Genomic DNA, 25,792 nt, shown 5'->3' on the forward strand with positions numbered 1-25,792 from the left:
TGATGACCGCACAGGTACTCGACGGCCGGGTCACCGCCAAGGCCATCAAGGCGGATCTCGCCGAGCGGGTCGCAGCGCTCAAGGCCCGCGGCATCACCCCGGGACTGGGCACCGTGCTGGTGGGATCCGACCCGGCCAGCCAGTCCTATGTGGCCGGTAAGCATCGCGACTGCCAGCAGGTGGGCATCAACTCCATTCAGGTGGAGCTGCCTGAGACGATCTCCGAGGAGGACCTCCTTGCCAAGCTGGAGCGGCTGAACAACGACGACGCCTGCACCGGCTATATCGTTCAGCTCCCGCTGCCGAAGCATTTGGACCAGCAGAAGGTCCTGGAGGCTATCTCCCCGGATAAGGACGCTGACGGACTGCACCCGATGAACCTGGGCCGACTGGTGGCCGGGGTCAACGAGGAACTGACCTCTCCGCTGCCCTGTACGCCCAAAGGCTGTGTGGATCTGCTGACCCACTACAGGATCGACCTCGCCGGAAAGCATGTGGTGGTGGTCGGCCGCGGGGTGACCATCGGCCGCCCGATCGGGCTGCTGCTGACCCGGCGGGCGGTCAATGCCACGGTGACCCTCTGCCACACCGGCACCCAGGACCTGCCCCGGCACCTAGCCGAGGCGGACGTCGTCGTCGGTGCTGCCGGTGTGAAGCATATGATCGACCCTGCTGATCTGAAGCCGGGCGTGATCGCCCTAGATGTGGGGGTGACCCGTGAGCCGAATCCGGAAACGGGGAAGGCTGTGATCTCCGGGGATTTCGCCCCGGGGATCGAGCAGGTGGCCAGCTGGTACTCCCCCAACCCGGGCGGAGTGGGGCCGATGACCCGGGTTGAGCTGCTGCAGAACGTGGTGCTCAGCGCCGAGCAGCAGCTCTGACTCCATGCCCACGCTGGTGCTGATCAACGGGGCTCCGGCCAGCGGGAAGTCCACTGTGGCTCGGCTGTTGGCGCGCGATCGGCCGCTGACGCTGGTGGTGGATATCGACACCATCCGTGGGTCTCTGGGCCATTGGGAAGATGACCCTGTGGCGGCCGGGCTGGCCGCACGTCAACTCGCACTGAGCATGTGCGGCACGCATCTCTCCGCTGGTCGGGATGTCATTGTTCCACAGTTCCTGCAGCGAGCAGAGTTCATCGATGAACTGGCTGCTGCCGCGAACGACGTTGGGGCTGATTTCCTTGAGTGCTGCCTGGTCAGCTCTCCTGAGCAGGCAGCGGCACAGTTCGCAGCGCGCGCCTCATCCGATGAACCCAATCACCGGGCCGCACAGACGCTGCAGTCGGCGCCGGGGGCAGTTCCGGTTCAGGACCTCTACGAGACGATGCTCGCCATGGTGTCGAAGCGGCCGCAGACCAGGTATGTCAGATTGGTCTCCGGCGATGTTGAGCAGAGCCTCGCCCACCTCCGCGCCGAGATCAGGCAATAGATCGGTACCGGTGGAACACCGGTTCATTCCCAGAGTGTGAGCTTGTCCGGGTTGCGCATGATCCACACGTCTGTGACCCGGCTTTGCTCAACGGCGAAGCTGATCAGACCGCCCGTCGCCTCCTCCATCACCACGTGGATGCCCCGTCCGCCGTGGAGCTCCACGGGAACCAGCTGCGCCTCCGGATAGCTGCTGCGCAGGCCCAGGACAAACCGCGCCACGCTGTCCCGGCCCAGGACCGGACGGCGCGCGGCGCTGACTCTCCCACCGCCATCGGAGCGCAGCACCACCTCGGGGTCGAGAATCGTGATCAGCTCCTGCAGGTTGCCTGTTTCGCAGGCGGTGAAGAACGCCTGGACCAGTTTCTGATGCTCCGGTGCTCCCGTCTGAGGCTCCCCGCGGTCCTTCAGCCTGCGGCGAGCAGCACTGGCAAGCTGCCGGCATGCTCCGGCTGAGCGGCCGAGGACCTCGGCAATCTCGGCAAAGGGCAGTGCGAAAGTCTCTCTGAGGACGAACACTGCACGCTCGGCCGAGGTCATAGTTTCCAAGAGCACCATCATCGCGATCGACACAGATTCACCGAGCTCCGCCCGCTCGGCAGGATCCTCGGCGGCTGAGAAGCCCCCGCCGCGGGCAGGCCAGGAGGCCGGCACGGGCTCCGGCAACCACTCCCCCACATAGTGTTCGCGGCGTCGTCGTGCGGATTTGAGCATATCCAGCGAGATGCGACCTCCGGCCCGCATCAGCCATGCTCCAGGGTTCTCTACCGCGTTCCGCTCCTCCAGATCCAGGCGGTACCAGCGGAGGAACGCCTCCTGCACCATGTCCTCTGCTTCGCTGACGGTCCCGAGCATGCGGTAGCCCAGGCCAAGGAGCCTTGGCCGCTCTGCCTGGAGGACCTCGTCGGCGCTCAGCGGGCTCATAGGACCATGATCTCAGACGCACCCTGACATTTCGCCCTGCTGTCTCGTCGTCTTTTCAGCAGGGACCGTCCCTGCGCCGCTGAAACCCTCTACGAACTGGAGTCCAGCCATGAAGATCGCCGTCGCAGGAGGCACCGGAACACTCGGTGCACATATTGTCCGCTCCGCCGAGGGCCGAGAACACGAGGTCACGGTCCTGACCCGCTCACAGGGGACTGACGTCCGCTCAGGATCCGGATTGGAGGATGCGCTGGCCGGTCACGATTCGGTCATCGACGCGCTGAACTATTCGACCCTGTCAGCGAAGAAGTCCATCGCCTTTTTCGAACAGACCAGTAAGAACCTGCTGAATGCGGCCGCCAAGGCACGTGTTGGGCATGCTGTGATGGTCTCGATTGTGGGCATCGACCGCAACCCCAACAACTACTTCGCAGGGAAGCTCATCCAGGAGCAGATCTACCAGCAGTCAGAGGCGCCGCATACGATTCTGCGTGCCACTCAGTTTCACGAATTCGCCGGCCAGATGCTCGCCCAGGCGAAGGTGGGACCGCTGCGGATCGCCCCGCGCGCCAAGATCCAGCCGGTGGCCGCTGAGGAGGCAGCCCTGAGGCTCATTGAGCTGGCCGAAGGCCCACCTTCTGGACAGGTATCTGACCTTGCCGGCCCACGCCCGGAGGAACTCTCCGAATTGGTCCGCGCCTATGCCGAACACACCGGCGTACACGGGCCACTGGTGCCGATGAGCCTTCCCGGAGCACAGATGAAAGGCATGCGTGCCGGACTGAACCTCCCCGAGACCGGCGCCACGCTTGGCACTATGACGTTCGCGCAGTGGTTGGCCGGCCAGCCCAGAGGCTAGGGCGCCCTTTCCGCCCTCCTGGTCAGGAAACACCAAGATGACTGCGATGAGGTTTCTCCCACGGAGTGAAACCAGCGAGGGGATCTCATGTCAGGACAGGCCAAGTCGGTGCTCATCGGCGTTGCCGCGATCTCGCCGACGCTGGCTCTGACCGCCTGCGAGGACAGCGCCGCCGAACGGCCGAAGTTCAGCAACATCCTCGAGCCGATGGCGACTTCCATGGGAGCTCAGGATTCGGTGCAATACTCCGGCCACATCGTAGTTCTCGACGGCACAGCCCGGTTGACTCTTGACCACGGCCCCTACGTGCACGACACGTTGATCCATGAAGGACGCCCCAACTTCTCCGGGGAAGACCTCACGGGGTCTGAGGAGCACGGTCCCGCCGCCGGCATCATAGACATGGCGGGTTTCACCGAAGATGTCAGTGGACTCTGGTTCGACCAGACCGAACGGGCCGGCGAAAGTTCCGCCATCTATACCAGCATTTGGGATCCCTTCGACGATGTCTCCCCAATGCTGAGCACCAGACGGTTCGAGGATGACGCATTAACTACTGCCGTCGGTGAGCATGATGGCCAGGAGGTTTGGATCAACAAGATCGAGGATGAGGCGGAGATCATTGTCCTCGCGGATGAGACAGGGCCGCTGCTACTCCGCTATTGGACTGAGGCCCATCACGGGCCAGTGGTCGAACTCGACTTCACCAATTGGAACAGCGCGGAGATACCGGAGACGCCAGGACCAGAGCTAATGCAGACCGGCTGATGATCTGAGGACCATCTACGAGGCGCATACTCCCTGAGGCGCAGCTGTCCTGCGGAATGCCGGAGCGGCCCCGACGGTTGGGAGCAGAGTGAGCACTAAGAAGATCGGCTTTCTGTCCTTCGGGCATTGGACCCCCTCCCCGCATTCACAGACCCGTTCGGCCTCTGACACTCTGCTGCAGAGCATCGACCTGGCGGTGGCAGCCGAGGAGCTCGGCGCAGACGGCGCCTACTTCCGGGTCCACCACTTCGCCCGGCAGTTGGGCAGCCCGTTCCCACTGCTGGCTGCCATCGGTGCCAAGACTGAGAGCATCGAGATCGGCACCGGGGTCATTGACATGCGGTATGAGAATCCCGGCTATTTCACCGAGGACGCTGGGGCGGCCGACCTCATTGCCGGAGGAAGGCTGCAGCTGGGCATCTCCCGGGGTTCCCCGGAACAGGTGATCGACGGGTTCCGCTACTTCGGCTACCACCCGGCCGAGGGTGAGACCGACGCCGAGATGGGGCGTCGACACACCGAAGTCGCCCTGCAGATGCTTCAGGGCCAGGGCTTCGCCGAGCCGAATCCTCGCCCCATGTTCCCCAATCCGCCTGGGCTGCTGCGCCTTGAGCCCTATTCTGAGGGTCTTCGTCAGCGCATCTGGTGGGGCGCTGGGTCCAATGCCACCGCCATATGGGCCGCAGAGAAGGGCATGAACCTGATGAGCTCCACCTTGAAGGATGACGAGTCCGGGGAGCCGCTGCACATCCAGCAGGCCAAACAGATCCGGCTTTTCCGGGAGGAATGGCAGAAGCACGATCACGGGTTCACGCCACGGGTCTCTGTCTCTCGCTCCATCATCCCGATCGTCTCTGACCAGGACCGCGCCTACTTCCTGGGCCAGCGGGACTCTGAGGACAAGTTCGGCATGATCGATGAGAAGACCAGGGCGGTCTTCGGCCGCAGCTATACCGCCGAGCCGGATGAGCTGGTCGAGGAACTGGCCAAAGACACCGCGATCGCCGAAGCCGACACCCTGCTGGTGACCGTGCCCAACCAACTTGGCGTAGACTACAACGCCCACATCCTGGAATCCATCGTCGAGCACGTCGCCAAGCCCCTGGGCTGGAAGTAACTTTCTGAAGGCATCACTTATAAGTGAGCCCATTTCCGGGAAATATCCAGGAACTGCCAAGGCTAACCGTTTTATGGTCAAAGGGACCGGAGACGGCCTGGATCTGGATGATGAACAGGCCTGACAGCAAGAGAACGGAAACTAAGGGGCATACCCATATGACCGCCACCATCACACCCACTGCACTGACCAAAGCTACCGGCCTCAGCCTGGCCACACTGCTGGCACTGACTGCCTGCGGAGGCGACGACGGCGAGGAGGCACCCCCGCCGGAGGAGGTCGGCGACGACAACGGGGCGGAAGAGAGCAACGGCGACGACGAGGAAGACACCGAGCCCGAATCGCCCGAAGATGATGAGGAAGAACCTCCGGAGGCCTCAGGTGAAGCCCCAGCTTTCGAGGACATCTATGACGACATGATGGCCTCCATGCGCTCTCATGAGAATGTCACTATGCATGGGGAGGGTTCCGGCATGGGCATGGCCCAGGAGCTGGGCCCAGGGTTCGAGGATGTGGAGGACGAGGCCACGTTCACCCTGGAGGGTGCCATCGGCGCGCAGCAGACGCTGTGGACCATCGAATTCGGCGATAACACCATGCAGATGCTGATCATGGAGGATACCGGGTATATCTCCGGCGACTTCTTCACCAGGGTCCTAGAGATAGAGGCCGAGAACCAAGGTATGAACTTCGACGCCTCCGGCTATGACGCTGACTACGGCGATTCCTGGATTGAGTCGAATGACTTTGTGGACCCTGAAATGCACATCGACTCCTTCCTCGACGAGCTTGACGTAGACATGTCCTTCGGCCCACAGGCTCCCGAGGGCGAGCTCGGCGAGCATGAGGGCCAGGAGGTGTGGATCTACACTGAGGATGAGGTGGAGGTCGCAGTGCTGGCTGATGAGAGCGATCCGGTGCTGGTGTACCTGATCGGCGAGGAACGCGGCGAGTACTTCGAGATGCACTTCACTGACTGGTCCAGCACTGATGTTCCCGAGGAGCCCGAGGGCGATGTCATCTCCGAGGAAGAGATGGAGAACATCCTGGTGGACTACCTGAGCTGACCAGCATGTCTTCCCATCACTGAGCCCCGGGCGCTTCATCCTCAAGGGTGAGGACCGGGGCTCAGCTGTGCGGCAGAATCGTAGGTATGAGCGATTCCAGCACCAACAGCCTCAGCCTGACCGCACTGACCTCTGCGACCGCACTAACCCTGGCCCTGTCTGCCTGCGGCACCGGTGAAGAAGATGAGACCGCTGAGCCCGACAACGGCACTGTGCAGAGTCCTCAGGAGACCGACGAGACAGAGACAGCCGACGACGACGCCCCCTCAGCAGATCCGGCAGAGCTCCCTGATACGCCGGCGGGCCAAACAGCCGAATATGTCCTGGAGGTGATCAATGCCGAGGAAGACTCCACCGCACAGGATTGGCAGGACAGGCTCAGCGAGTCCTTCCGCGCCGAGCTGGACGAGGCGTCAGTTGCGGAATTCATCAATGAGCAGCTGCGCCCGGCAGCCCCGTGGACAGCCACCGGGCATCAGGGCACCGAGACGCTCTCCAGCACACGAATCGAGGGCGCCGGGGGCGCCCTCGATTTGCAGCTTGAGGTCGATGCTGAGGAGCAGCTGACCCAATTGGTGTTCCTTCCCGCCCAGGAGCCGCCAGAGCCGGCAGAGTCCTTTGATGAGATCGAGCAGCGGCTCCCTGAACTTCCCGGCGAGGCTCAGCTGCTGGTGCTGGAGGGTGATGAGGAGGTCCTACGGGTCGGGGATGGCGAACCTGCAGCGATGGGCTCAGTGTTCAAGCTCTGGGTACTGGCCGCGGTAGTGGAGACCGTCGAGGCCGGGTACACCTCTTGGGATGAGACTCTGGTGCTGGAAGATCAGCATCTGGTGCCCTCATCGCTGGAGCTGGCCGATGCCCGGGCCGGAGATGAGCTCACCGTCCAGCAGGCAGCCCAAGCAATGATCGAGGTCAGTGACAACACGGCCACTGACCTGCTGATGGACCTGGTGGGCCGTGATGCCGTGGAGCAGGCAGTCACCGACTCCGGCCACCATGATCCAGATCTGCTGTCTCCCTTCCTCACCACCCGAGAGCTCTTCTACCTGCGCTGGGCCGATCCTGAGCTCAGCGAAGAATACGCGTCTGCCGGTGAGCAGCAGCGCCGCGACCTGCTGGATGAGATTCCCGGCGGAAAGCTGGAGATCACCGAGACAGATCTGATCCCCGATGACGGCGCAGAGCACGGACTGGAGTGGTTCGGCACCGGAGAGGACATCGCTGCGGTGCATGAGCTGCTGGAAGTACAAGCTGCAGAACACCCGCAGCTGAGAGACATCCTCGGTACTAACTCCGGTGTTCTCCCCCAGAACCAGTGGTGGGATCAGATAGCGTTCAAGGGAGGTTCCTCCCCCGGTGTGCTTGCCGGCTCCTGGCGGGCTGAGGGCGCCGAGGGCACAGCCCGCATCGTAGTGCTGCAGACCATGGGCCAGGCCGAGGAGGTTGCCCTCAACGAGGCCGAGTACTGGGTGCTGGCGCAGGCCGCCCTCGAAATGGAGGGCTGAGCCCGGCAGCACAGAGCGCCCCGGCCGGGAGCGGATCTCCGGCCGGGGCGCTCTGTGCGTCTCAGAGGTGACTGCGCCTCAACTACAGATCGCCGTCATCATCCTCGTCGTCATCGTCGAAGAGGCCGTTGTCATCGTCCTCGTCATCGCCGACGCCGGGAGCGTCCTCGTCAGCATCCCCGTTGTCCTCCGGAGCGTCGTTGTCGTCGTCGAGGCCGCCGTTGTCCTCAGTGCCGTTATCGTCAACGATGTCGCCGTTGCCGTTATCGTCGACCACGTCACCGTTGTCATCGCAGGCGGCGGCGCCGAAGAGCGCCAGGGCGCCTACGCCGAGGATACCGGTTGCGGTACGGAACTTGCTGGTAGTGATCTCTGCCATCGGAAGTGACCTCCTAGAGTAATCAGTTCTGAGGTAGTTGATGTTCAGCTTGTATTGAGTTTTCCCTTATCAACGGTGAACCCCCTCTCGGCCTTTGGCCGGAGGGGGTTCACCGTGAAGAGTGACAGATTTATGCGTCCTCGTCGTCAGGGTCCTCATCCATAGGATCCTCTTCAGCGGGATCCTCCTCAGGGGCTGGTTCTTCGACCCCGTTCTCGGGGTCTTCCACATCGCCGTTGTCATCGCAGGCAGTGATGCCCACGAGGGCGATGGATCCGATACCGAGGATCCCTGCGATTGAACGAAGCTTGTTATCGGTAGCAGCCATAGCTTGTTACCTCCGTATATGCATTGCATCAGGTCTGATGCTGGGCGGGCTTTCCGCCTTGCACCCGGTCTGTCTGCACAGCCCTAGGTGAACTGACTCCATCATGACCACAACACGGGGGCGAAGAAAAGCCAAAACAGGGGGTTTTGGGAGAACTATGGGAGGACTCTAAGGCGATGCCCAGGTAACCTGCATCACGCCCCGGTTTTACTAAGGCCCTGTCCAGCTGGCCGCACGTCATGCTGGATGAATGGCTAGGAATGGCCGGGTTGCGCTTTCGAGAACATCATCAACACCGGTAACACCAAGATGACTAATATCGAAGACGACACCGAACCCTCCATCTCCTGCAGCACCTCGATCCCATGGGGGCTGAGGCCTCCACATGAGGAATCTCGTCGAGCTCACTTCCGTCCGCCATATGTGTTCGGCTCAGAAGCGCAGCGAGACGACGCGTACGCGAACTCGCCACATAGTGCCAATCAGCTCCGTATCTTGCCCCAACCTATGTAGTCTCTCAAGTGCGATCTTGATCGCGATACGGTCTGCCTTCACTGCCTTGCGACCGTCATGGCCGCTGAGGCACAAGACAAGTTGGGGATGGTCCTCCATCAACCTGTGGATGCGCTCGACGAGGAGCAGAGTACGCCGCAGCGCTCCTTCTGACTGAAAGACCTCCTCGACCCAGACGGGAAGCACCCGGACGTTAACGCCTCCAGCCCGTAGTTCAGGTAGCCAGAACTCTTAGAACTAGTCGTCTAGGTCACGGCGGTCGAAGTGATCGACTAGCAGGATCAGGTCGTTGTGTAGATTGGCTACGGTCGCGCATACGCGGGGATCCGCAGCGCCTGTCTTTAGCTGAACGGTGCTTCCGGTACGCTCTACTCAGTCCCCCTCTCCTCGAGTCTGCTGAACCGCTTGGACGAGCTTCTTGGTGTAGAGGTGCTGCGGCGCCTCAAGCACCTGCTCCACTGAGCCACTCTCAACGACCTCGCCATGACGCAACACAATCAGCCGTTCTGCCACTTGCCGCACTACAGCGAGGTCATGTGTGATGAACAGCATCGCCATCTGATGACGGGCCCGAAGATCCCTCAGCAGCTCAAGCACCTGCGCTTGGGCCGAGACATCTAGGGCTGCGACCGGTTCATCGCATATCAGCAAGTCGGGTTCGAGCGTCAAAGCCCGGGCGATCGCCACGCGCTGCCGCTCACCTCCGGAAAGTCCAGATGGCAGCCTCGAGGCGTAATCTGCAGGAAGCCCCACTTGAGTAAGCAAGTCGGCCACGCTGGTACCGATCTTTCGGCGGCCACTGATCTGCAATACCTCGCTCAACGTTCCGCCGATGGTTCTGGCGGGGTTGAGTGAAGAGTAGGGATCTTGGAAGACCATCTGGATCCGTCGGCGGGCCTCCCTGCGCTCCCGGCCGCTGAGACTCTTGTACGAAGACAGATCCAGGTCACCCAAAATGATCCGCCCACTTTCCGCGCTGGTCAGACCGAGCAGAAGCCGGGCGATGGTGCTCTTCCCGGAGCCAGTCTCACCTACCAGCCCAAGCGCTTCCCCAGTTCTGAGACCGAATGACACCCCTTTGAGCGCAGGCACGGTACGCGTCCGCCCAAGAAGCGGCGAAACCCTATATGACTTCTCCAGGTCGGAAATCTCCAGCAACGGCTGCGCCGCACCAATATCTGGGAGCTTGCCTTCCTGCGCGATGATGCCCATCTCAGCCTGCAGCTCTTCGTCGATCTCATCGATACGCACACATGCAGTGCGTCGCATATCTCCGACTGGTTGAAGCGAGGGGCGCTCCTCTAGACACTGATCAGAGACCCAGGAACACCGTGCCGCGAAGGCGCACTGCTTCCATACGGAGTCAGCGGAGGGGACCCGGCCGGGGATTGTGCTCAGCTCCGGCGCGTAGTGCCTAAAGGGAGGTTCGGCGCGCTTGAGGCCGACGGTGTACGGATGTCCAGCGGTCTTGACAAGCGCTTGTGCCGGTCCCTCTTCGACTGTGGATCCGGCGTACATGACCTGAATGCGGTCACATACCGAGAAGGCAACGCCCAGGTCATGGGTGATGAGGATGAGCGCCATGTGGCGCTCAGCTTGGATCTCTCTGAGGAGATTGAGCACCTCGCTCTGAGTGGTGACGTCCAGAGCAGTCGTGGGCTCGTCAGCGATCAGGAGCTCGGGATCTCCCGCGAGCGCACATGCCGTCGCCAGTCTCTGGCGCATGCCGCCCGAGAGCTGGAAGGGATAGCGTTCTGCGACATCTGCGGCCAGTCCCACCTCGGATAACCGCCGCTCGATCTCTGCTCCCACCGCGCCTCGCTTGATCGCTCCCTTCGGCAAAGACTCGATGATATGGGTTCCAGCCGTCTGCAACGGATTCAGCATGGTAAATGGGTCCTGCATGAGCAGCGCCACCTTGCGGCCGCGAATCTTGCGCAGTCGAGACTCCGGAGCATCGAGGGTAGAGATGCTGTCCAGGACTGCCCCGCCTGATGCTTCCAGGCCTCGGGGAAGGAGTCCTGTGATCGCGCGGGCGGTCAATGACTTACCACTTCCGGACTCACCGACGATGCCCAGAGTCTCCCCGCGTCGAAGTTCTAGCGACACTTCCCGAACCAGGGTTCGACCATCGCCAGTACGAATGGTCAGCCCCGATACCGACAGCAGATTCTCTGCCGTCGTGAGGTCTTCTCGCTCCTGGAGTCCAGTCACCGTATAGCTGCCTTTCTACCCGCGGCCTCATGAAGCTGATCGCCTAGAAGCGTCACACAGGTCGCTGTCAGAATGAGAAGGATCGCCGGAGCCACGGACAACCAGGGGTTGATGAAGATGTAGGTCTGCCCGGTGGCGATCATTGCTCCCCAGTTCGGTGCTCCCGGCGGAATGCCGATCCCGAGGAAGGCGAGCGCCGCATATCCGATCATCGCCGTTACGAAGTCGAGGAGCAGGGTCGCCAGAACCGTCGGAACGATATTCGGCAGGATATGTGCCAGAATCGTGCGAGTGTCCGAGAGGCCTGAGGTCTTTGCCGCCTCGACATAGGGCAATGACATTTGTGCCATCGTGACGCTACGGATGATGCGGATCTGGTAGGCCAAGGAGAGGAATGTCAGGACGGCGGCCACCGACCAGTAGCCGCCGTCCATCACGCCGACAACGACAATCGCGACGATGATGGAAGGGAGGGCGTAGATCAGGTCCGCCAGGCGGTTCACTGCCGCGTCGAGGGTGCCACCGTAGTAGGCACCCAAGAGACCGAGGAGCCCCCCGATAAGCCCGCAACCGAGCGCTACGACGACGGGGCCCACCACGGCCGACCGTGCGCCGGCGATGAGGAGCGAGAGGACATCCCTTCCGAGCACATCAGTTCCCAATAGATGACCATCCCCGGGCGGGGAGACCCCTCGAAGCGGGTCCTGTGCCCTGGGATCGTAAGGGGCGATCACCTCACCTAGAATGGCGCAGATGACAACAGCTCCTATTACAGCGATACAAAGAGTGTTGACCAGGGCTCCCCGCGGAATCTTAGCGATGTATCGCCGAAACCCCCGGCCTATGGCGGAGCGAGGCACCTCGGGCGTCATGAGCGTCCTCTCATCCGGGTCCTCGGATCGATGACCAGAGCCAGCAGATCCACGAGCTGATTGATGATAATGATGAGTAACGCGAGGAGCATGGCAAGTCCCTGGACGACAGGAAGGTCGTTGTAATCTACTGACTCGATCATGAGGGTTCCAACTCCTTGGAGTGCGAACACTCTCTCGACGAGCACGGCACCCGACAACGCGACAATGAGTATCACTCCTGCAGACGTGACAATTGGCAACGATGTATTGCGCAACGCGTAACGAATGAGAATCCGCATGCGCGACACTCCCCTGGACCTTGCGAAGGTCACGTAATCTTGATCCATAACGTGCATCGTGGCAGCCCGAGTCTGCCGGTGAAGCACGGCTGCCATCGCGACGGCTAATGACACGGCCGGCAACGTGAGGTGGTACACCCGTCCGAAGAACCCATCGCCGGCACCGTAAACGGGCAGCCATTCAAGCCATACCCCGAATACCCAAATCAAAAGAATTGCAACAGCAAAGGCCGGGGCGCTCATCGCAACGATCGCGACTGTACTCGTTATCCGGTCCACTGGGCGACCACGGCGCATCCCAGCCAGCATGCCGAGAGGAATCCCAACTGCGACCACTAGGATCAGTGCATACGCCCCGAGTTGCAGGGTCAACGGCAGTCGCGATGCGATCACGCTAACAACTGGTTCCCCGGTCCGCACTGAGTGGCCCAGATCTCCCTGGAACGCATTCGTCAACCAGTGCCAGTATTGAACTGGGTAGGGGTCGTTGACCCGATATCGTTCCTCTAGAGCAGCAATCAGCTCCGGAGTCGCTGGCCGGGTACCAATCAGTGTTGAGACGATGGAACCCGGGCTCAGCGCGAGCAGGCTGAAGATCAGGATGCTCACGATAAACAGGACAGCGATGAGCGAAGCTAACCTTTTTGCCAGAAATACGACCACGTGAACTCGGCCTTTCGAATACTACTCGGCGACCAGGTTCTGCATCCAGAGTCCGCTTGCCATGTCAATCACTGTTGGGGTCTCTGTCAGTGCGAAGCCGTCCGCGAGCACAATGGTGAATTCGGGCTGGTACAGAGGAATGTAAGGAACTTCTTCGGAGATTCGCGTGAGTATGGTGGTGGCGGCCTCGAACCGAAGCTCCTCGTCTGCCGACTCCGTCAGATCCGTGGCAAGCGATTGCAGGTCTTCTGGTGCCCAGTTTGCCAGATTGAAGGTACCATCTGGTTCAGTGACGAGTTGGGCGAGAATTCTTGGATCGGGTACTGATGCACCGAGTGACATTGGCCACATCTCTGTCGTGTTATCGCTGAATATCCGATCAATCCACTCCTGCCTCGTAACCGATGTGATGTTGACGGTCACGCCCAGCGGAGTCAGATTCTCCTGGAGATTCAAAGCAGCTAGCTCCATCCACGTACCGGATGTGACAGCGAGCTCGACCTCGAAGCCGTCCGGATATTGCGATTGCGCCAGTTCCTCGGCAGCGGCGTCGAGATCGAATGTCATCAGTTCCAGGCTCTCGAAGAACTCGTCGACCTCAGCCTCGGATGAAAGCGGCGTCAGTGTTCCAGCCGGGATCAGCGCAGGTAGGATACTGGCGCCTTCTCCGAATGCGGCATGCATGATGCCTTCCCGGTCGATAGCGTGCGCAACTGCCCTACGGACATGGACGTCGTCGAAAGGTTCGGCAGTTACGTCGAGTGCAATGAAGTATGTTTGTAGAGCTGGAATCGAGTAGATACTCGCACCAGGGATGTTCTCGTACTGCGGGAGGGCCACGGAGTTAGACACCAACGTTCCGTTGAGAGAACCGGACTGCATGGCCCGCTGTGCGGTGTCGTCGGCGTCGAGGAAGCTTGCAGTGATCGTTTCGGGTACAGGGGCATCGCCCCAGTAATTGTCATTGCGCTCCAGCTCGACCGCTTCAGCACTGCTGGAGATTGCCACGTAAGGACCGGTGCCGACAGGAATCGCACTGGGCTGACCGAGTTCCGCTGCATTCTCTGCCGCGAATTCAGAGTCCTGCACCAGTGCAACAAGGGCGAGGTTCGCCCTGGCAGAGGGGTCCGGAGTATGCAGCGACACTGTTACTTCGTACTCGCCAGTGACCTCAGCCGAGGCTACTGCTGAGAGGTTCGAAGACGTGGCGGCCCCGGCCTCAGCGTCGGAGACGTGATCGATGGTCCACGCCACGTCCTCAGCGGTGAGTTCTTTACCATTGCTGAACTGCACCCCCTCACGGATCGTGTAGACGATAGTAAGATCGTCGGGTTGCGTCACCTCTTCGGCGAGGTTCGGGATAAGGGAGCCATCACCGGAGAGTCGCTCGAGAGGCTCTGTGAACAGTGACATGATGCCCATCGTGTTGGCATCGAAATGTCGGGCGACATCTAGGGAGTTCGGTGAGGAGAAGAAGTTCATCTCAAAGTTTTCGACGACCACCTCACCGTCGGGCTCGGACGAGCCGGCTCCGCCTTCAGGGGAGCCACCCGAGCATGCTGCGAGCACCAATGCTCCGGCGGACGCCAGGGTCACCAGTTTCACACCGAGGCGCACGCCCTCTCTGCGTGGTCGAGTTGTGATGGCTGTGTTCATTTGCATTCCTTTCGAACCTGGGCTTGAGGGGTCGAAGCTGGAGGAATAGCGAGGCCGGCCCAGGTGACCAGCAGAGCTTGTTAATTCCATGTTACTAATTCTGTTAATTCTGTGTTAAATTGATACTCGATCTACTTCGGAAAGTAGTCTCTGCGGAACTCAGGTACCGGTAAACAATCACTAAACCACGCGACTTCTAAGGTCGCGCCATGCATCCGTCGCAATCAGCGAATGCAGCTTGGCACAAATGTCGAAGCGTCATACAACACTCGCTTGATTGACTTTCTACTGAACCAAGCTCCCAGACAACTCTGTTGCTGGCACGAGCCTCGATGTCACGAGAGAGGACGGCAATGACAGAACGGATCGAAACCGTTGTGGTTGGTGGTGGTCTGATGGGATCAGCGACCGCCTGGCAACTCGCGAAGCGCGGGCGCGAAGTCACACTGCTTGAGCAGTTCGGGCAACTGCACAAGATCGGCGCCTCCCACGGGACCACGCGGAACTTCAATGTCGGCTACGTCGAGGAGCACTACCTGGCCCTCGTCAAGGAGGCGGGCCGCCTCTGGCGCGAGTTGGAGGCAGATGCAGACGTCTCGGTCCTAAATCTTTTGGGCATGACGAACCACGGGAAAGGCGTGCCAGCTCAACATGTGGAGGTCCTGCGTGCTCACGGCATCTCAGCACAATGGTTATCCGTCGACGAGGCCCGCGAGCGGTGGTCCGGAATCAACTTCGACACTAAGATTCTCTTCACACCGGATGGCGGCCGGTTGGATCCGTCTACCGCCATCCCCGCATTTCAGGCAACCACCGAAAAGTTCGGCGGACATGTCCGGCACGAGACACCGGTCCTCAAGGTCGCCGAGACCGCCAATGGGCAAGTAGAGGTAGTGACTGACTCCGTCACCTATCTCGCCGACCAGGTAGTGGTGACCGTAGGGGGATGGACCAACAAGTTCATCGGCGGACAGCTGAGCTACCCCCGACTGTATGTTACCCAGGAGCAGCCAGCGCACTTTGCGATCAATAACGAGGCCGCGACGTGGCCGAGCTTCAATCACCGGCGGATCATCGGGGATCCGCAGTACGACTACTGGTACTCGGACATATACGGGATGCTCACTCCAGGCGAAGGCATCAAGGCTGGCTGGCACGGCGTAGGCATTCATGTGGATCCGGACAACCGTTCATTTCAGTACGAACCGATGATGATGCGGGCTCTCCAGCGCTACGCTCGAGAGTACCTACCTGGTGTCGATCCCGAGCAGTTCACAGATATCAGTTGCACTTATACGATGTCATCCGACGAAGCTTTCATTCTCGACCGCCGAGGCCCTTTCATTCTCGGTGCCGGGTTTTCAGGACAAGGTGCCAAGTTCACTCCGGCCATCGGCCGGGTGCTGGCTGATTTCGTCACCGAGTCCAAAGCACGTCCAATCCCGCAGTTTGCTGCGGGTCGTTTCATCGCCTGACACAGACACCTGCACGGGATACAGCTAACAGGACCCGCATTGGGCCGGAGACCGGGTGATAAAATCCACGGCATGACGGCGAACCTTCAGCAGCTCGCAGAGGGCCTCGCGGACAGGCTGGAGCGCTCGGTGGCCATCGACAACAAGCACGTCCAGCTACTCGCCCACAGCCCTCACCGGGGCGAAGTTGATCCAGCTCGCGCCGAGTCCATCCTCCGGCGCGCGGTTCCGCAGGAGATCGTCAAGCATGTCTACGACTGCAAAGACGAAGCGACCGGGCTTTACAAAGTCACTCCCCGCCAAGACCTCGGGCTCGTAGACTCCAGGATCGGTTACCCGATCATCTATCAGGGAACCTTGTTTGGTTTCCTCTGGCTGCTCAGCGTCGAGGGGCCGGTCAGTGAAGAACACGATGACCAGGCCAGACGTGCGGCCACTGAGGCAGCACTCCTCATGCACCGCGAATACCTACAAGTAGGACTAGACCGGGGACGTGAGCGCGAATTGTTGGAACTCCTCGTCAGTGACAGCGAGGACCAGCGGCAGTCAGCAGCAGTCGAGATCGGCAAAGAAAACCTATTTGTCCCAAGGAACTTCGCCGTCATCGTCGCCGAAATTGAGCACAAGGGCCCGGAACTCACCCAGGAGGATCAACTCGCCCTAGCATCAGGGCTGGCTGCAGTACGGAGCAAGTGCCCTTCGCGCCATGTCCTGACTCTGGAGCAACGTGACCACGTGCTGCTGATTCTAGCGGACTCAGGGAAGACTGACGCTCGTGCCAACCTTCTCTCGGTCGGAGAGTCCCTCCGCGAAGCCGTTCTCAACAAGTCGGATGCCAAGCAGTGCTGGATCGGCATCGGGCGTTCTCGCAACGATCTCGCGGCTGCTTGGCGTTCCTATCATGAAGCCCTTCGAGCCGCACGGACTTCCCGTCGGGTGAAGATCCTTGAGCCGGTTACAGCCGTGGAACGGTTGGGCGTCTACGAACTTCTCGCTCAAGTACCAGAAGAAACTTTGAGTTCGATGCTCCACCCAGGCCTGCGCACACTCATGGAGCAGCGGCCTCGGACTGACTCCTTAATACACACACTCGAGGTCTTTCTGGACAACGCTGGCAATGTGAAGGCGACCGCTGAACAGCTCTTCGCCCATCGAACAAGTCTCTATTACCGCTTACATCGCATTCAGGAACTGACGGGTCTCGATTTATCGGACGGTGACGACCGGCTTGTCGCACACCTTGGGTTAAAGATTCTCCGGCTTTCGACGGCTCAATAGCACTGTTTCATCCCTACAACTGCCGAAACAGTCCGTTGGCATCTCCGACCATTCCGCCATACCGGGATGGCAGGTAAACAGCTACCTTGCTTGGAAGGAAACAAAACACGGAGATGGAGACAGCAGCTATGAGTCAGAAAGAGACACCATTCGAATTCGCAACTGGTAGTGGATGTGTTGGCCCCAAAGGGTACGCCACTGCAGATCAGGCTGTGGCCTCTAGCCAGCATCCGACAGTGACTGAAACCATGCTGTATGTCATGCGTTCGGGAGGGACCGCCGCGGATGCAGTGGTTGCCGGCAGCATCATCCAAGCTGTGATTCAGCAGGACATGACCAACCATACAGGCACCGTCACAGGACTCTTCTACTCATCCCAAACTGGAGAGATTACCGAACTCAACTCCATGGGCAGGATCGTCCCAGGACTACCTGCTCACCGTCCGGTCCCCGGCGGAAAAGGCCTCTACTCACCTGTCGGCAGCAGCGGGCCCATGTCAGTTCTGCCAGGCTTCATACCGGGGATGAAGGCGATCCACGAAAAGTTCGGGACCAAAAACTGGAGTGACCTCGTTGCACCAGCGGTGAAGGCCGCCAGTGAAGGTCACTTTGTGACATCCTTCGAACACCTGGTTATGGCACAAACCGTCGACTTCTTCTTGTACACGGACTCTGGGCGGAAGCACTTCACGCCGAATGGCCACCTGCCCCAGGTCGGCGAGGTGTGGGCCAGCCCTGAACTTGCTGAGACAATGGCAGGTCTTGCCTCAGAGGGGCCGGATTACTTCATCACGGGGAAGTGGGCAGAGCAGTTTGTGGCCCGGGCAAATGAGCTCGGATGGTTAATCACGCTGGACCATCTCGACTGGACGCCACGCTGGTCTGAGCCCACGACCTGGACACTCGGAGACTACGAGATCTCGCAACTGTCTGCCCCCGACAGACAGGCAGTCTATTGCGCTATCGTGCTCGGTGTCCTTGATGCGTTGGACCTGCCTTCTATAGGGCACTTCACCGAAGTCGCCCTAGCAGGTTATTACATGGCCCATGCGCTCCGACTAGCGCACCTGGAGACCGGCTTCATCAATGATCCCTCCCTCTTCGAGGACCCCAGTTCCCTTCTGATGGACCCTGAATTCCATCAGTTCCTGGCCAAGAAGCTCCGCGGTAGCCTGCCCAAGATCGACCTGAGTCAACATGTAGAACTGACCCACGGTAAGAACGCATTGCAAGCAGCTAGTGGGGCATCGAAGCAGCCAGCCGGCAGTTGCGAGTTGACTGCCGTCGACGCGGAAGGCAACTGGGCGCAGATGATGAATACCTTGCAAAGCGGAGGTATCCCAGGTGAAGTGGTCGGTGGCGTACCTATGGTGGGAAGCCACCAAACCAACGCCCTGACGTCAGGTATCTCTGGCTGGCTGGCTGGAAGCGGCGGCATGCGTGCAGTTTTGAGCAATACCATGATCCGTCGAAACGGAGAGGTTAAGATCTCGCTGGGCAGTCCAGGCAATGTCCACTGCACTGTGCCCCAGGTACTTGCCAATCTACTGCTCTACGGAAAGAACCCGGATCAGGCCTCGGAACTCCCCCGGATGCTGCCGCTGACAGACAACTACATTCTCTCGGTGGAGAGCAGGGTTAGTCAGAAGTACATCAGCGAGCTCGCACAATTGGGTGTGCTAGCCAACCCCTTACCGACCTACGACTACCACATGGGCAGCTACCAAGCTGCCTGGCGTGAAAACGGCGTGTTGCACGCCAGTACCGACCCTCGGCGCGAAGGCTCGGCTGGAGGCTACTGAAGAAGCGATTCAAGAGCATCGCCCTGGCACAACCAGGACGGTTCGACACAGCCCGTACTGTTTGCGGGCAACTCCACGGACGTCTTCCCTCACGCCAATTTCTCCACAAGACGAGGCTCCTGGATTGTTATCCAGGTTGCTGAAGGCGTTCGCTAATTCCTTATCTATCCAAGGACCCTCATGAACAACGACATGACAACCATGCCTGAGCAGACACCACATATCGCTTCGCTACTCGAGCACGAAAAGATCGCCATCACCTGTGGCCGTCGATCCGGACTGACCATCATTGCGACGGTTCACAACACTCTTCTCGGCCCGGCCTTCGGCGGCTGCCGGCTATGGAGATATCCAGACTGGACGGATGCACTTTCTGATGCTCTGCGACTCTCTCAAGGAATGACCTACAAAAATGCACTGGCCGGCTTGCACGCTGGTGGAGGGAAGTCCGTCATTCACATCCCAGCGGGAGAGTCGCTCTCGGAAGAGCGCCGTTGTGCAGCTTTCCTCGATCTTGGAGATGCTGTGGAATCCTTCGACGGCTTGTATGTGACCGCTGAGGATGTCGGAAGCAGTGTGGAGGACATGTTGACGGTGGCGCAGCGGACAGCACATGTCCGCGGCCTTCCTACCGAAGCCGGCGGCTCAGGAGATCCGAGCGGCTACACTGCACGCGGGGTCTACTCTGCGCTTCAGGAAACGCTTCGCCGCGTGACTGGCAGTCCCAGCTGTGCAGGGCGCCGCATTACCATCGCTGGGGTCGGGCACGTTGGTAGACACCTTGCGGTCCGTCTTGCCAATGAAGGTGCGGAGCTGGCTCTCTCCGATCTCGACACATCAAAGAAGAGCCTTGCCGAGGTCCTGGGAGCGAGCTGGGTAGCCCCCGAAGAGGCACACACAGTGCCCGCCGACGTCTTTATGCCCGCAGGCGTCGGCGGCATGCTTTCTGATCAGGTAATTGATCAACTAGCGGCCGCGGCCGTAGTAGGCCCGGCAAATAACCAGCTCGCCAAGAGCGATAGTGCAGAAAAGCTCAGTCGGCGAGGAATTCTCTATGCACCCGACTATCTCGTCAACGCGGGAGGTGTGCTCTTCCTGGGTGCCGAGCAAGATCCTCTTGAAGAGCGCCTTGCTCGCATCGATGCCATTGGCAGCGCCTTAGGGCGAGTCTACGATGAGGCCGATGACCGCGGCATCACAACGGCCGAGGCCGCCAATAGACTGGTGCGGGAACGCCTCAGCCTTCTAGCAACCAATTCACGGGCCGGTACCGCCGAAGCGTGGCGGAGGCACACTCACTCGACTTCCTCTATCAGGCCCTGAGACGGAACACCGCTTTGAACTCGGGGTCGGTGATCGCGGGCCGGGTCAGGCTGAATGCTCGAATGTCATGCCCCGTGCGCCCGCTAGTCGTGAGGTCCGACAGAATCTGCCCGACTAGGCTTGCAAACTTGCCTGCATGTCCTGCGCCGTTGAAGATAGCTACGTGCGGGTACCCGGGAACGGTATCGAGGATAAAGTCCCTGTCAGCGGGCATGTCGTACACACAGGTCTTACTCATCAACAGTGGCCCGGCTCCTCCAGGTAGGTACTTGGAGAGGAAGGCGTGCAGCAACTGTGGCTCCGTGGAATCACCTTCAAAAACGCGTTCTTCACCGGTGATGAAATGCCCGCGCATGTCTCGAGCGATCTTAACTGCCGCTTCACCATAGACAGGGAAGCCGTAGTGGATCTGATCGCCGCCGTGGTGGATCCAGATCGGGAACCGATCTGGCGTGAAATCAGCCAGTTTCGGCGCCGTGAAATAGGCGACCTGCTCCTGTGAAAGAGTGAGGTCGAAGTTTAGGCCAAGGTCCGGCATCAATTCACCGAGCCAGGACGCAGCCGCAACGATGAGGTGGTCGCCGTGAAAATCCCCTTCTGTCGTGGAGACACTGACACTGCCTTCCCTCATTCGGATCCCGGTCACTTTGGTCCGAGAACGGAATTCAACACCGTTACTGATCGCAAGCGAGGTGTGCGCAGAAACCGACTTCCGGATGTCCAAGATACCCCCGGCATCCTGATAGATCCCAATAGTGTCATCAGAGATATGCCATTGCGGGTATCGTTCACGGATTTCGTCAGCTTCCAGATCTTCATACGAGATTCCCGCAGCATCCATCGCAGCCTTGTATTCCGCGATCTCATCCTCCCCTGCTCCGCCCTCGGTGGCAAGGTCGATGCCGCCGGTCTTCAGATAAACACCCAGTCCTGAGCGCTCCTCGACGTGTTCCCACGCCTCGAACATGGCGCGTGTTAACTGGGTGTAGTCGTCACGGTGGTAAGCGTGACGGATCAGCCGTGAGTGGTCGCCGGACGATCCAAGAGTATTGATCAGGTCGAACTGCTCAAGCACGAGCACCCGCTCGGCCCCGTGCTGTGATAGCCAGTACGCGGTCGCTGAGCCGATCGCTCCTGCACCGATGATGATATGCGAGTATCCCTTGGCCATGACGTCTCCTTACGATGAGTTTCTTATCTGCTAGCCTCCCGGCTAGACGTCACAGGGTCCTCGTTGTGATGTATGAGATCAGCGAGGGCATTTCTACAGATGTTCTAGTCGGTAGAACCCCCACTCAAGGGAAGACTCAGTGTCTTCAACCAGTGCAGGGCGGCGGCGGTCATGGCCCGGGCTCCGGTACTCAGTGTCGGCTCCAGCGGCGGGGCAAAATATGGTGAATGGTTGCCAGGCGGATCCGCTGCGCCCGGTTCGGCCCCGCCAAAAAACCACAGCACTGAGGGCACCCCAGCAGCCTTGCCCAGGAGTCCAAAATCTTCGGATCCCATCCGGGGTCGCTCGAGGCTGACCTGTTCAGTCCCGAGCGTCTGCTCAATGGCGTTGTACGTCTGCTCCGCAGCCTGAACATCGTTGATGGTCGGCGGCACCTGCGAGTAATGCTCAATCTCCGGCTCCGGTGCTCCGGCGACCTCAGCCTCACCTCGGACAACCCGCCGCACTGCGGCCAGCACCTGATCCCGCAGCGGTTCTGTGAGGGCACGGACATTAACGACGAACTCGGCCTGCTCGGGGATAATGTTCTCCTTCAGACCGCCTCGGAAGACGCCCACGGTCACCACTGCCGGCTCGTGGGCATCCACCTCGCGGGAGACGATGGTCTGCAGCCGCGTGATCATTGCTGATCCCAGCACAATGGGATCAATGCCCATATGCGGCCGGGAGCCGTGGGCCTGCTTACCGTGCACTGTCACCCGCAGCGAATCCGTGCCGGCCATGGCCGGACCGATTGCCATAGTCACTGTGCCCGCAGGTTGGTTCGACACATGCTGGCCCAGGACGACGTCAGGGCGCGGCGCCCTTTCCCAGAGGCCGTCGGCCACCATCGCCCGGGCACCCTGGCCAAGCTCCTCACCTGGCTGGAACACCGCCACTAGTGTGCCGCTCCAGTCCTCGCGGCGGCGCAACAACACACGGAGTGCGGCGATCAGGCAGGCAATATGGGTATCGTGGCCGCAACCGTGCATCACGGGTACCTGCGTGCCGTCGGCGGCGGTGCCATGGACCGTAGAGGCGTAGTCCAGCCCCGTGCGCTCCAGCATCGGCAGGCCATCGGTATCGGCACGCAGAGCAACCACCGGCCCAGCACCATTACGGACGATGCCAACCACTCCGGATTGCGTACAGCGGAAGCGCTCCACTCCCATCGCGTCCAACTCAGCCTCGATCCGCTCGGCAGTGCGATACTCCTGCATGCTCAGCTCGGGGTGGGCATGCAGGGTCCTGTAAAACCGATGCAGCTGCTCGCGCTCCGCAGCCGTGAGACCAGTCCCCGAAGGGGCCGTGGCCGCTTGCGGGAACATCGGTAAGATAATGTGTGAGCGCTCCTTGGCCATAATGTCTCCTTATAATGAGTTTCTTATCCGCTAGCCTCCCGACTAGATGTCACCGATCAGCACCACTGAACGAAACCGATGTTGTCAATTTGTATCAAGCCGGCTTCCCCACCTTGTCGGACCACACGGCTTGAACGCCTTCACTGACAAGATCCGCCACGACCGTGAAATAGTCTTTGGCCGGGAAGACTCGCATGGTGACCTTCAACGACGGATATTGGCGCAGTAACAGTGTCTCGGCCATCAGGACCGGTGCACTGACTGTGCCCCAGGCCGCCATATAGAGTTGGCCGATCTCTTGTTCGCCCACGCCGAAGAAGATGTCAGCCTTCAGGTCAGTATGGGCAGACGCATAGCTCGCCTCCTCTTTAAAGGCCATCCGATCCACTGCGTTACTCGCCGGACTGCCGATGATGTAGCGGCGGAAGGCACCAGGTCTGGAGAACACCGCGTAGTTGACGAACACACCACCCACCGAATGGCCGAACAACCCATGGTCGTCGCCATCCATACGATACCTCTGCGCCAACGCCGGGCGCAGTTCATCGATCAGGAAGGTCAGGAACTCGTCAGCTCGCCCTGTAGCGTCATCCGGAACGCCAAGTTTGCGCAGGTACTCACCGCCCAGCCCGCCGAAAAGTGTCGATTCTCCAGGCGGGAGAAGGTCGATGGTGCGGCGGCGGTAGTACTCGTCAGGACTTACCTCTCCTGCGCAGCCTACGCCAACGATGATCATCTCAGGTGCCCGGCCACCCATGACCAGACTATTGACCAGACCAACCGTAGTGGGGAACATGAGAGGCCCGTCTGTCAGCCATAGAACTGGATAACGTTGATCGGGCATGACTTCGTAGCTGGCTGGCAGTGCGACTTGGACCTCATAGTCCCAGTCGAATGCGGCCACGCGCATCGCAACGGCCGGCTCAATCGACATGGTGTATCGCCCTCCTGGCCGATTCCAGTCCTCCGGCGACACTGCTGTCACTTCTTCGCTCCTATCTCAGCGATCTGGTTGATTGTGGTGGCTCCAAGCCGTAGTGGCGGTGGGTTACTCTCGAAACGACCAAGTTCTCCCACAAACCAAAGGCAGTGAGGCCGATATCTGCTTGTGAACGCGTCATGAAGCATCCTTCCCCCTGGTCGTTGACGACGCTCAGACAGCAATAGCCTTGCCTGCACGGCGTGGGTCGGCGCAGGCAGACATGGTCCCGTCTTCTGCCAGATGGACTCCCTCGTAACTGCCCATGTAGAAGTTCCAGGGGTTACAGGCGTCGAGCCTTATACCACGCGAGACGACCTCAGCACGGACGGCCTCATCCAGGTCTGCCTCGATCAGGTAGCTCGGGGGTCCCACCGGATCGGCGAGGAAGGTGTCCACCGAGAGTGCACCGAACCGCGGCCGGTGGACAGATTGCTCTATGTCAAGGCCAAAGTCGAGGATATTCACTGTGTTCTGGACAACATTTTGGATCAGCCCGTGCCCCGGTGAGCCTGCAGCGAGCACGGGCTTCCCCTGACGTAGGAGGAGGGTAGGCGCAAGGTAAGAGGTGCCCCGGCCGCCGGCTGGCGGCATAGTCCGGAGGAAGTGTTCGGCGCCAGCCCAGAGCTGCACCCCATCGACAAACAGCCCATTGGTCCATGGCTGACTCATCACGGAATGCAGGACGGTAGCTATATTACCGTCACCGTCAACGACGGTGAGGTGGTTTGAGCCGGAGTAAGGGGGTTTCGCCACAGGCTGAGGGTCAGCCATCCTCATCAGTTCGAATCGCTGTTGCGCATATGACTTGCTGACTAGGAGGTCGAGCGGGACGTCAAAGAACTCTGGATCTCGGATTTTCGCGCCCTCAGCATATACCTCGCCACAGAACCGCAGCATCCAGTAAAGAGTGTCCGGTGACTCCGTCGACGGGCCCCACCGCTCTAGCGGAATCAGTTCAAGGAGGTTAAGTATCTCGATAACGTGGGTGCCCCCGGCATCCGGCGGCGGAGAGCCGAGGACATCGTAATCCCGGTAAGTGCTTCTCGCCGGGTCTCCCCATCGAACGGCATAACGGTCGAGGTCATCGAGAGTCAGTACGCCACCAGCGTTCTGGACTGTCTCAACCATCCGTTTGGCAAACTCTCCGCGGTAGAAGTACTCGGCTCCATCGTCAATGAGTCTCTCCAGGGTGTCCGCCAGATCCGGCTGCCTCAGAATCTCACCCACTTCGATCAGGCGCCCCTCCGGGAAGAACACGTTACGGCCCTCCGGATACCGTCCGAGGCTGCCAATCTGTTCAAAGGCCATCCCGTAGAGAAAGTGGTTGACCTCGAAACCTTCACGAGCTAGGTCGATGGCGGGCTTAAGCAACTCGGACTTCGGCTTGCTGCCCAGACGCTCCAACGCGGACTCCACGGCAGCCCAGAAGCCGGGAACACCAACACTCTTGCCGGTGCGCAGCTCAGTAGGCGCAAGGTGAGTTAGCTCCTTGGGTCGGTTGATTCCGCCGTTGAGATATGAGGCCTCGCCAGTCGCAGCGTCATAGTGCAGCATCGACAGCATCCCGCAGATCGTTGTCATGTGCGGCTCGACGACGGTCTGGGCGACCGAGGCAGCCATCACGGCATCCACTGCATTGCCACCGGCGTTGAGGGTGTCGACCGCGATCTGGCTAACAATGGGATGACTTGAGACGGCGATGCCGTTTTTCCCTCGAGCGGTTTTCTTGCGTCCGAAGCGGGACTCTCCAACGAGACGGCGACGCATCTGCTGTTCCATGGGCAT

General features: G+C 60.3%; 22 protein-coding genes and 1 pseudogene. 11 read left to right on the forward strand and 12 right to left on the reverse strand.

What is annotated here, in order from left to right:
• Positions 1 to 2 precede the first annotated feature (2 nt).
• Entirely contained in the window at positions 3 to 881 is an 879-nt protein-coding gene (locus tag F0311_RS11460) for a bifunctional methylenetetrahydrofolate dehydrogenase/methenyltetrahydrofolate cyclohydrolase (protein ID WP_150462078.1), read from the forward strand.
• Between the two features lie 4 nt (positions 882 to 885).
• Positions 886 to 1,431 carry an AAA family ATPase gene (locus tag F0311_RS11465; RefSeq protein WP_150462079.1) on the forward strand — a complete coding sequence of 182 codons (546 nt, stop codon included), beginning with the start codon at positions 886 to 888 and terminating at the stop codon, positions 1,429 to 1,431.
• Between the two features lie 23 nt (positions 1,432 to 1,454).
• Here the strand turns inward: F0311_RS11465 and sigJ are convergent, their stop codons facing one another.
• Entirely contained in the window at positions 1,455 to 2,354 is a 900-nt protein-coding gene (sigJ, locus tag F0311_RS11470; protein ID WP_150462080.1) for an RNA polymerase sigma factor SigJ, read from the reverse strand.
• A gap of 109 nt (positions 2,355 to 2,463) precedes the next feature.
• Here sigJ and F0311_RS11475 point away from each other — a divergent pair, with 109 nt between their 5' ends.
• The 5 genes from F0311_RS11475 (at position 2,464) to F0311_RS11495 (ending at position 7,670) form a co-directional block, all read left to right on the forward strand.
• Positions 2,464 to 3,213, forward strand: coding sequence for an SDR family oxidoreductase (locus F0311_RS11475; RefSeq protein WP_150462081.1), 750 nt, complete (start codon positions 2,464 to 2,466; stop codon positions 3,211 to 3,213).
• Positions 3,214 to 3,300: 87 nt separating this feature from the next.
• Positions 3,301 to 3,981 (forward strand): hypothetical protein, encoded by a 681-nt coding sequence (locus F0311_RS11480; protein WP_150462082.1) that lies wholly within the window; start codon positions 3,301 to 3,303, stop codon positions 3,979 to 3,981.
• A gap of 88 nt (positions 3,982 to 4,069) precedes the next feature.
• The gene (locus F0311_RS11485; RefSeq protein ID WP_150462083.1) at positions 4,070 to 5,098 is read left to right on the forward strand and encodes an LLM class flavin-dependent oxidoreductase; all 1,029 of its coding nucleotides are present in this window, start codon (positions 4,070 to 4,072) and stop codon (positions 5,096 to 5,098) included.
• 158 nt (positions 5,099 to 5,256) lie between these two features.
• The gene (locus tag F0311_RS11490; RefSeq protein ID WP_150462084.1) at positions 5,257 to 6,165 is read left to right on the forward strand and encodes a hypothetical protein; all 909 of its coding nucleotides are present in this window, start codon (positions 5,257 to 5,259) and stop codon (positions 6,163 to 6,165) included.
• 86 nt (positions 6,166 to 6,251) lie between these two features.
• Positions 6,252 to 7,670, forward strand: coding sequence for a serine hydrolase (locus F0311_RS11495; RefSeq protein ID WP_150462085.1), 1,419 nt, complete (start codon positions 6,252 to 6,254; stop codon positions 7,668 to 7,670).
• Between the two features lie 82 nt (positions 7,671 to 7,752).
• On the opposite strand, the gene F0311_RS11500 is transcribed toward F0311_RS11495, so the two are convergent.
• From F0311_RS11500 to F0311_RS11530, 7 genes and pseudogenes are all read right to left on the reverse strand, one after another.
• A complete protein-coding gene (locus F0311_RS11500) occupies positions 7,753 to 8,049 on the reverse strand; it encodes a hypothetical protein (protein WP_150462086.1) in 297 nt (98 codons plus the stop codon).
• Positions 8,050 to 8,179: 130 nt separating this feature from the next.
• Positions 8,180 to 8,377, reverse strand: coding sequence for a hypothetical protein (locus tag F0311_RS18110; protein ID WP_191089898.1), 198 nt, complete (start codon positions 8,375 to 8,377; stop codon positions 8,180 to 8,182).
• A gap of 432 nt (positions 8,378 to 8,809) precedes the next feature.
• Positions 8,810 to 9,103 (reverse strand): annotated as a pseudogene (locus F0311_RS19100) (membrane dipeptidase); the annotation flags it as partial.
• A gap of 159 nt (positions 9,104 to 9,262) precedes the next feature.
• Positions 9,263 to 11,104, reverse strand: a complete 1,842-nt coding sequence (locus tag F0311_RS11515; protein WP_223881291.1) for a dipeptide ABC transporter ATP-binding protein — start codon at positions 11,102 to 11,104, stop codon at positions 9,263 to 9,265.
• A complete protein-coding gene (locus F0311_RS11520) occupies positions 11,101 to 11,976 on the reverse strand; it encodes an ABC transporter permease (RefSeq protein WP_150462088.1) in 876 nt (291 codons plus the stop codon). The genes F0311_RS11515 and F0311_RS11520 overlap by 4 nt, the downstream gene beginning before the upstream one ends.
• The gene (locus tag F0311_RS11525) at positions 11,973 to 12,920 is read right to left on the reverse strand and encodes an ABC transporter permease (RefSeq protein ID WP_150462089.1); all 948 of its coding nucleotides are present in this window, start codon (positions 12,918 to 12,920) and stop codon (positions 11,973 to 11,975) included. The genes F0311_RS11520 and F0311_RS11525 overlap by 4 nt, the downstream gene beginning before the upstream one ends.
• Before the next feature lie 21 nt (positions 12,921 to 12,941).
• Positions 12,942 to 14,576, reverse strand: coding sequence for an ABC transporter substrate-binding protein (locus F0311_RS11530; RefSeq protein WP_191089899.1), 1,635 nt, complete (start codon positions 14,574 to 14,576; stop codon positions 12,942 to 12,944).
• 353 nt (positions 14,577 to 14,929) lie between these two features.
• On the opposite strand from F0311_RS11530, the gene F0311_RS11535 reads away from it, so the two are divergent.
• From F0311_RS11535 to F0311_RS11550, 4 genes are all read left to right on the forward strand, one after another.
• A complete protein-coding gene (locus F0311_RS11535) occupies positions 14,930 to 16,051 on the forward strand; it encodes an FAD-dependent oxidoreductase (protein ID WP_150462091.1) in 1,122 nt (373 codons plus the stop codon).
• A gap of 72 nt (positions 16,052 to 16,123) precedes the next feature.
• Positions 16,124 to 17,329, forward strand: coding sequence for a PucR family transcriptional regulator (locus F0311_RS11540; RefSeq protein ID WP_150462092.1), 1,206 nt, complete (start codon positions 16,124 to 16,126; stop codon positions 17,327 to 17,329).
• 236 nt (positions 17,330 to 17,565) lie between these two features.
• Positions 17,566 to 19,131, forward strand: a complete 1,566-nt coding sequence (locus tag F0311_RS11545) for a gamma-glutamyltransferase (RefSeq protein ID WP_223881292.1) — start codon at positions 17,566 to 17,568, stop codon at positions 19,129 to 19,131.
• A 180-nt stretch (positions 19,132 to 19,311) separates the two neighbouring features.
• On the forward strand, positions 19,312 to 20,454 hold the full coding sequence (locus F0311_RS11550) for a Glu/Leu/Phe/Val family dehydrogenase (RefSeq protein WP_150462094.1): 1,143 nt from the start codon (positions 19,312 to 19,314) through the stop codon (positions 20,452 to 20,454).
• Here the strand turns inward: F0311_RS11550 and solA are convergent.
• The 4 genes from solA to F0311_RS11570 form a co-directional block, all read right to left on the reverse strand.
• Positions 20,444 to 21,625, reverse strand: a complete 1,182-nt coding sequence (gene solA / locus F0311_RS11555) for an N-methyl-L-tryptophan oxidase (protein WP_150462095.1) — start codon at positions 21,623 to 21,625, stop codon at positions 20,444 to 20,446. The genes F0311_RS11550 and solA overlap by 11 nt on opposite strands.
• A 104-nt stretch (positions 21,626 to 21,729) precedes the next feature.
• Positions 21,730 to 22,992 carry an amidohydrolase gene (locus F0311_RS11560; RefSeq protein ID WP_150462096.1) on the reverse strand — a complete coding sequence of 421 codons (1,263 nt, stop codon included), beginning with the start codon at positions 22,990 to 22,992 and terminating at the stop codon, positions 21,730 to 21,732.
• Positions 22,993 to 23,119: 127 nt separating this feature from the next.
• Positions 23,120 to 23,959, reverse strand: coding sequence for an alpha/beta hydrolase (locus F0311_RS11565; protein ID WP_150462097.1), 840 nt, complete (start codon positions 23,957 to 23,959; stop codon positions 23,120 to 23,122).
• Between the two features lie 219 nt (positions 23,960 to 24,178).
• Positions 24,179 to 25,786 carry a gamma-glutamyltransferase family protein gene (locus F0311_RS11570; protein WP_191089900.1) on the reverse strand — a complete coding sequence of 536 codons (1,608 nt, stop codon included), beginning with the start codon at positions 25,784 to 25,786 and terminating at the stop codon, positions 24,179 to 24,181.
• Between the last annotated feature and the right edge of the window lie 6 nt (positions 25,787 to 25,792).

Source organism: Nesterenkonia ebinurensis (assembly GCF_008711175.1).
GTDB classification, from domain to species: domain Bacteria; phylum Actinomycetota; class Actinomycetes; order Actinomycetales; family Micrococcaceae; genus Nesterenkonia; species Nesterenkonia ebinurensis.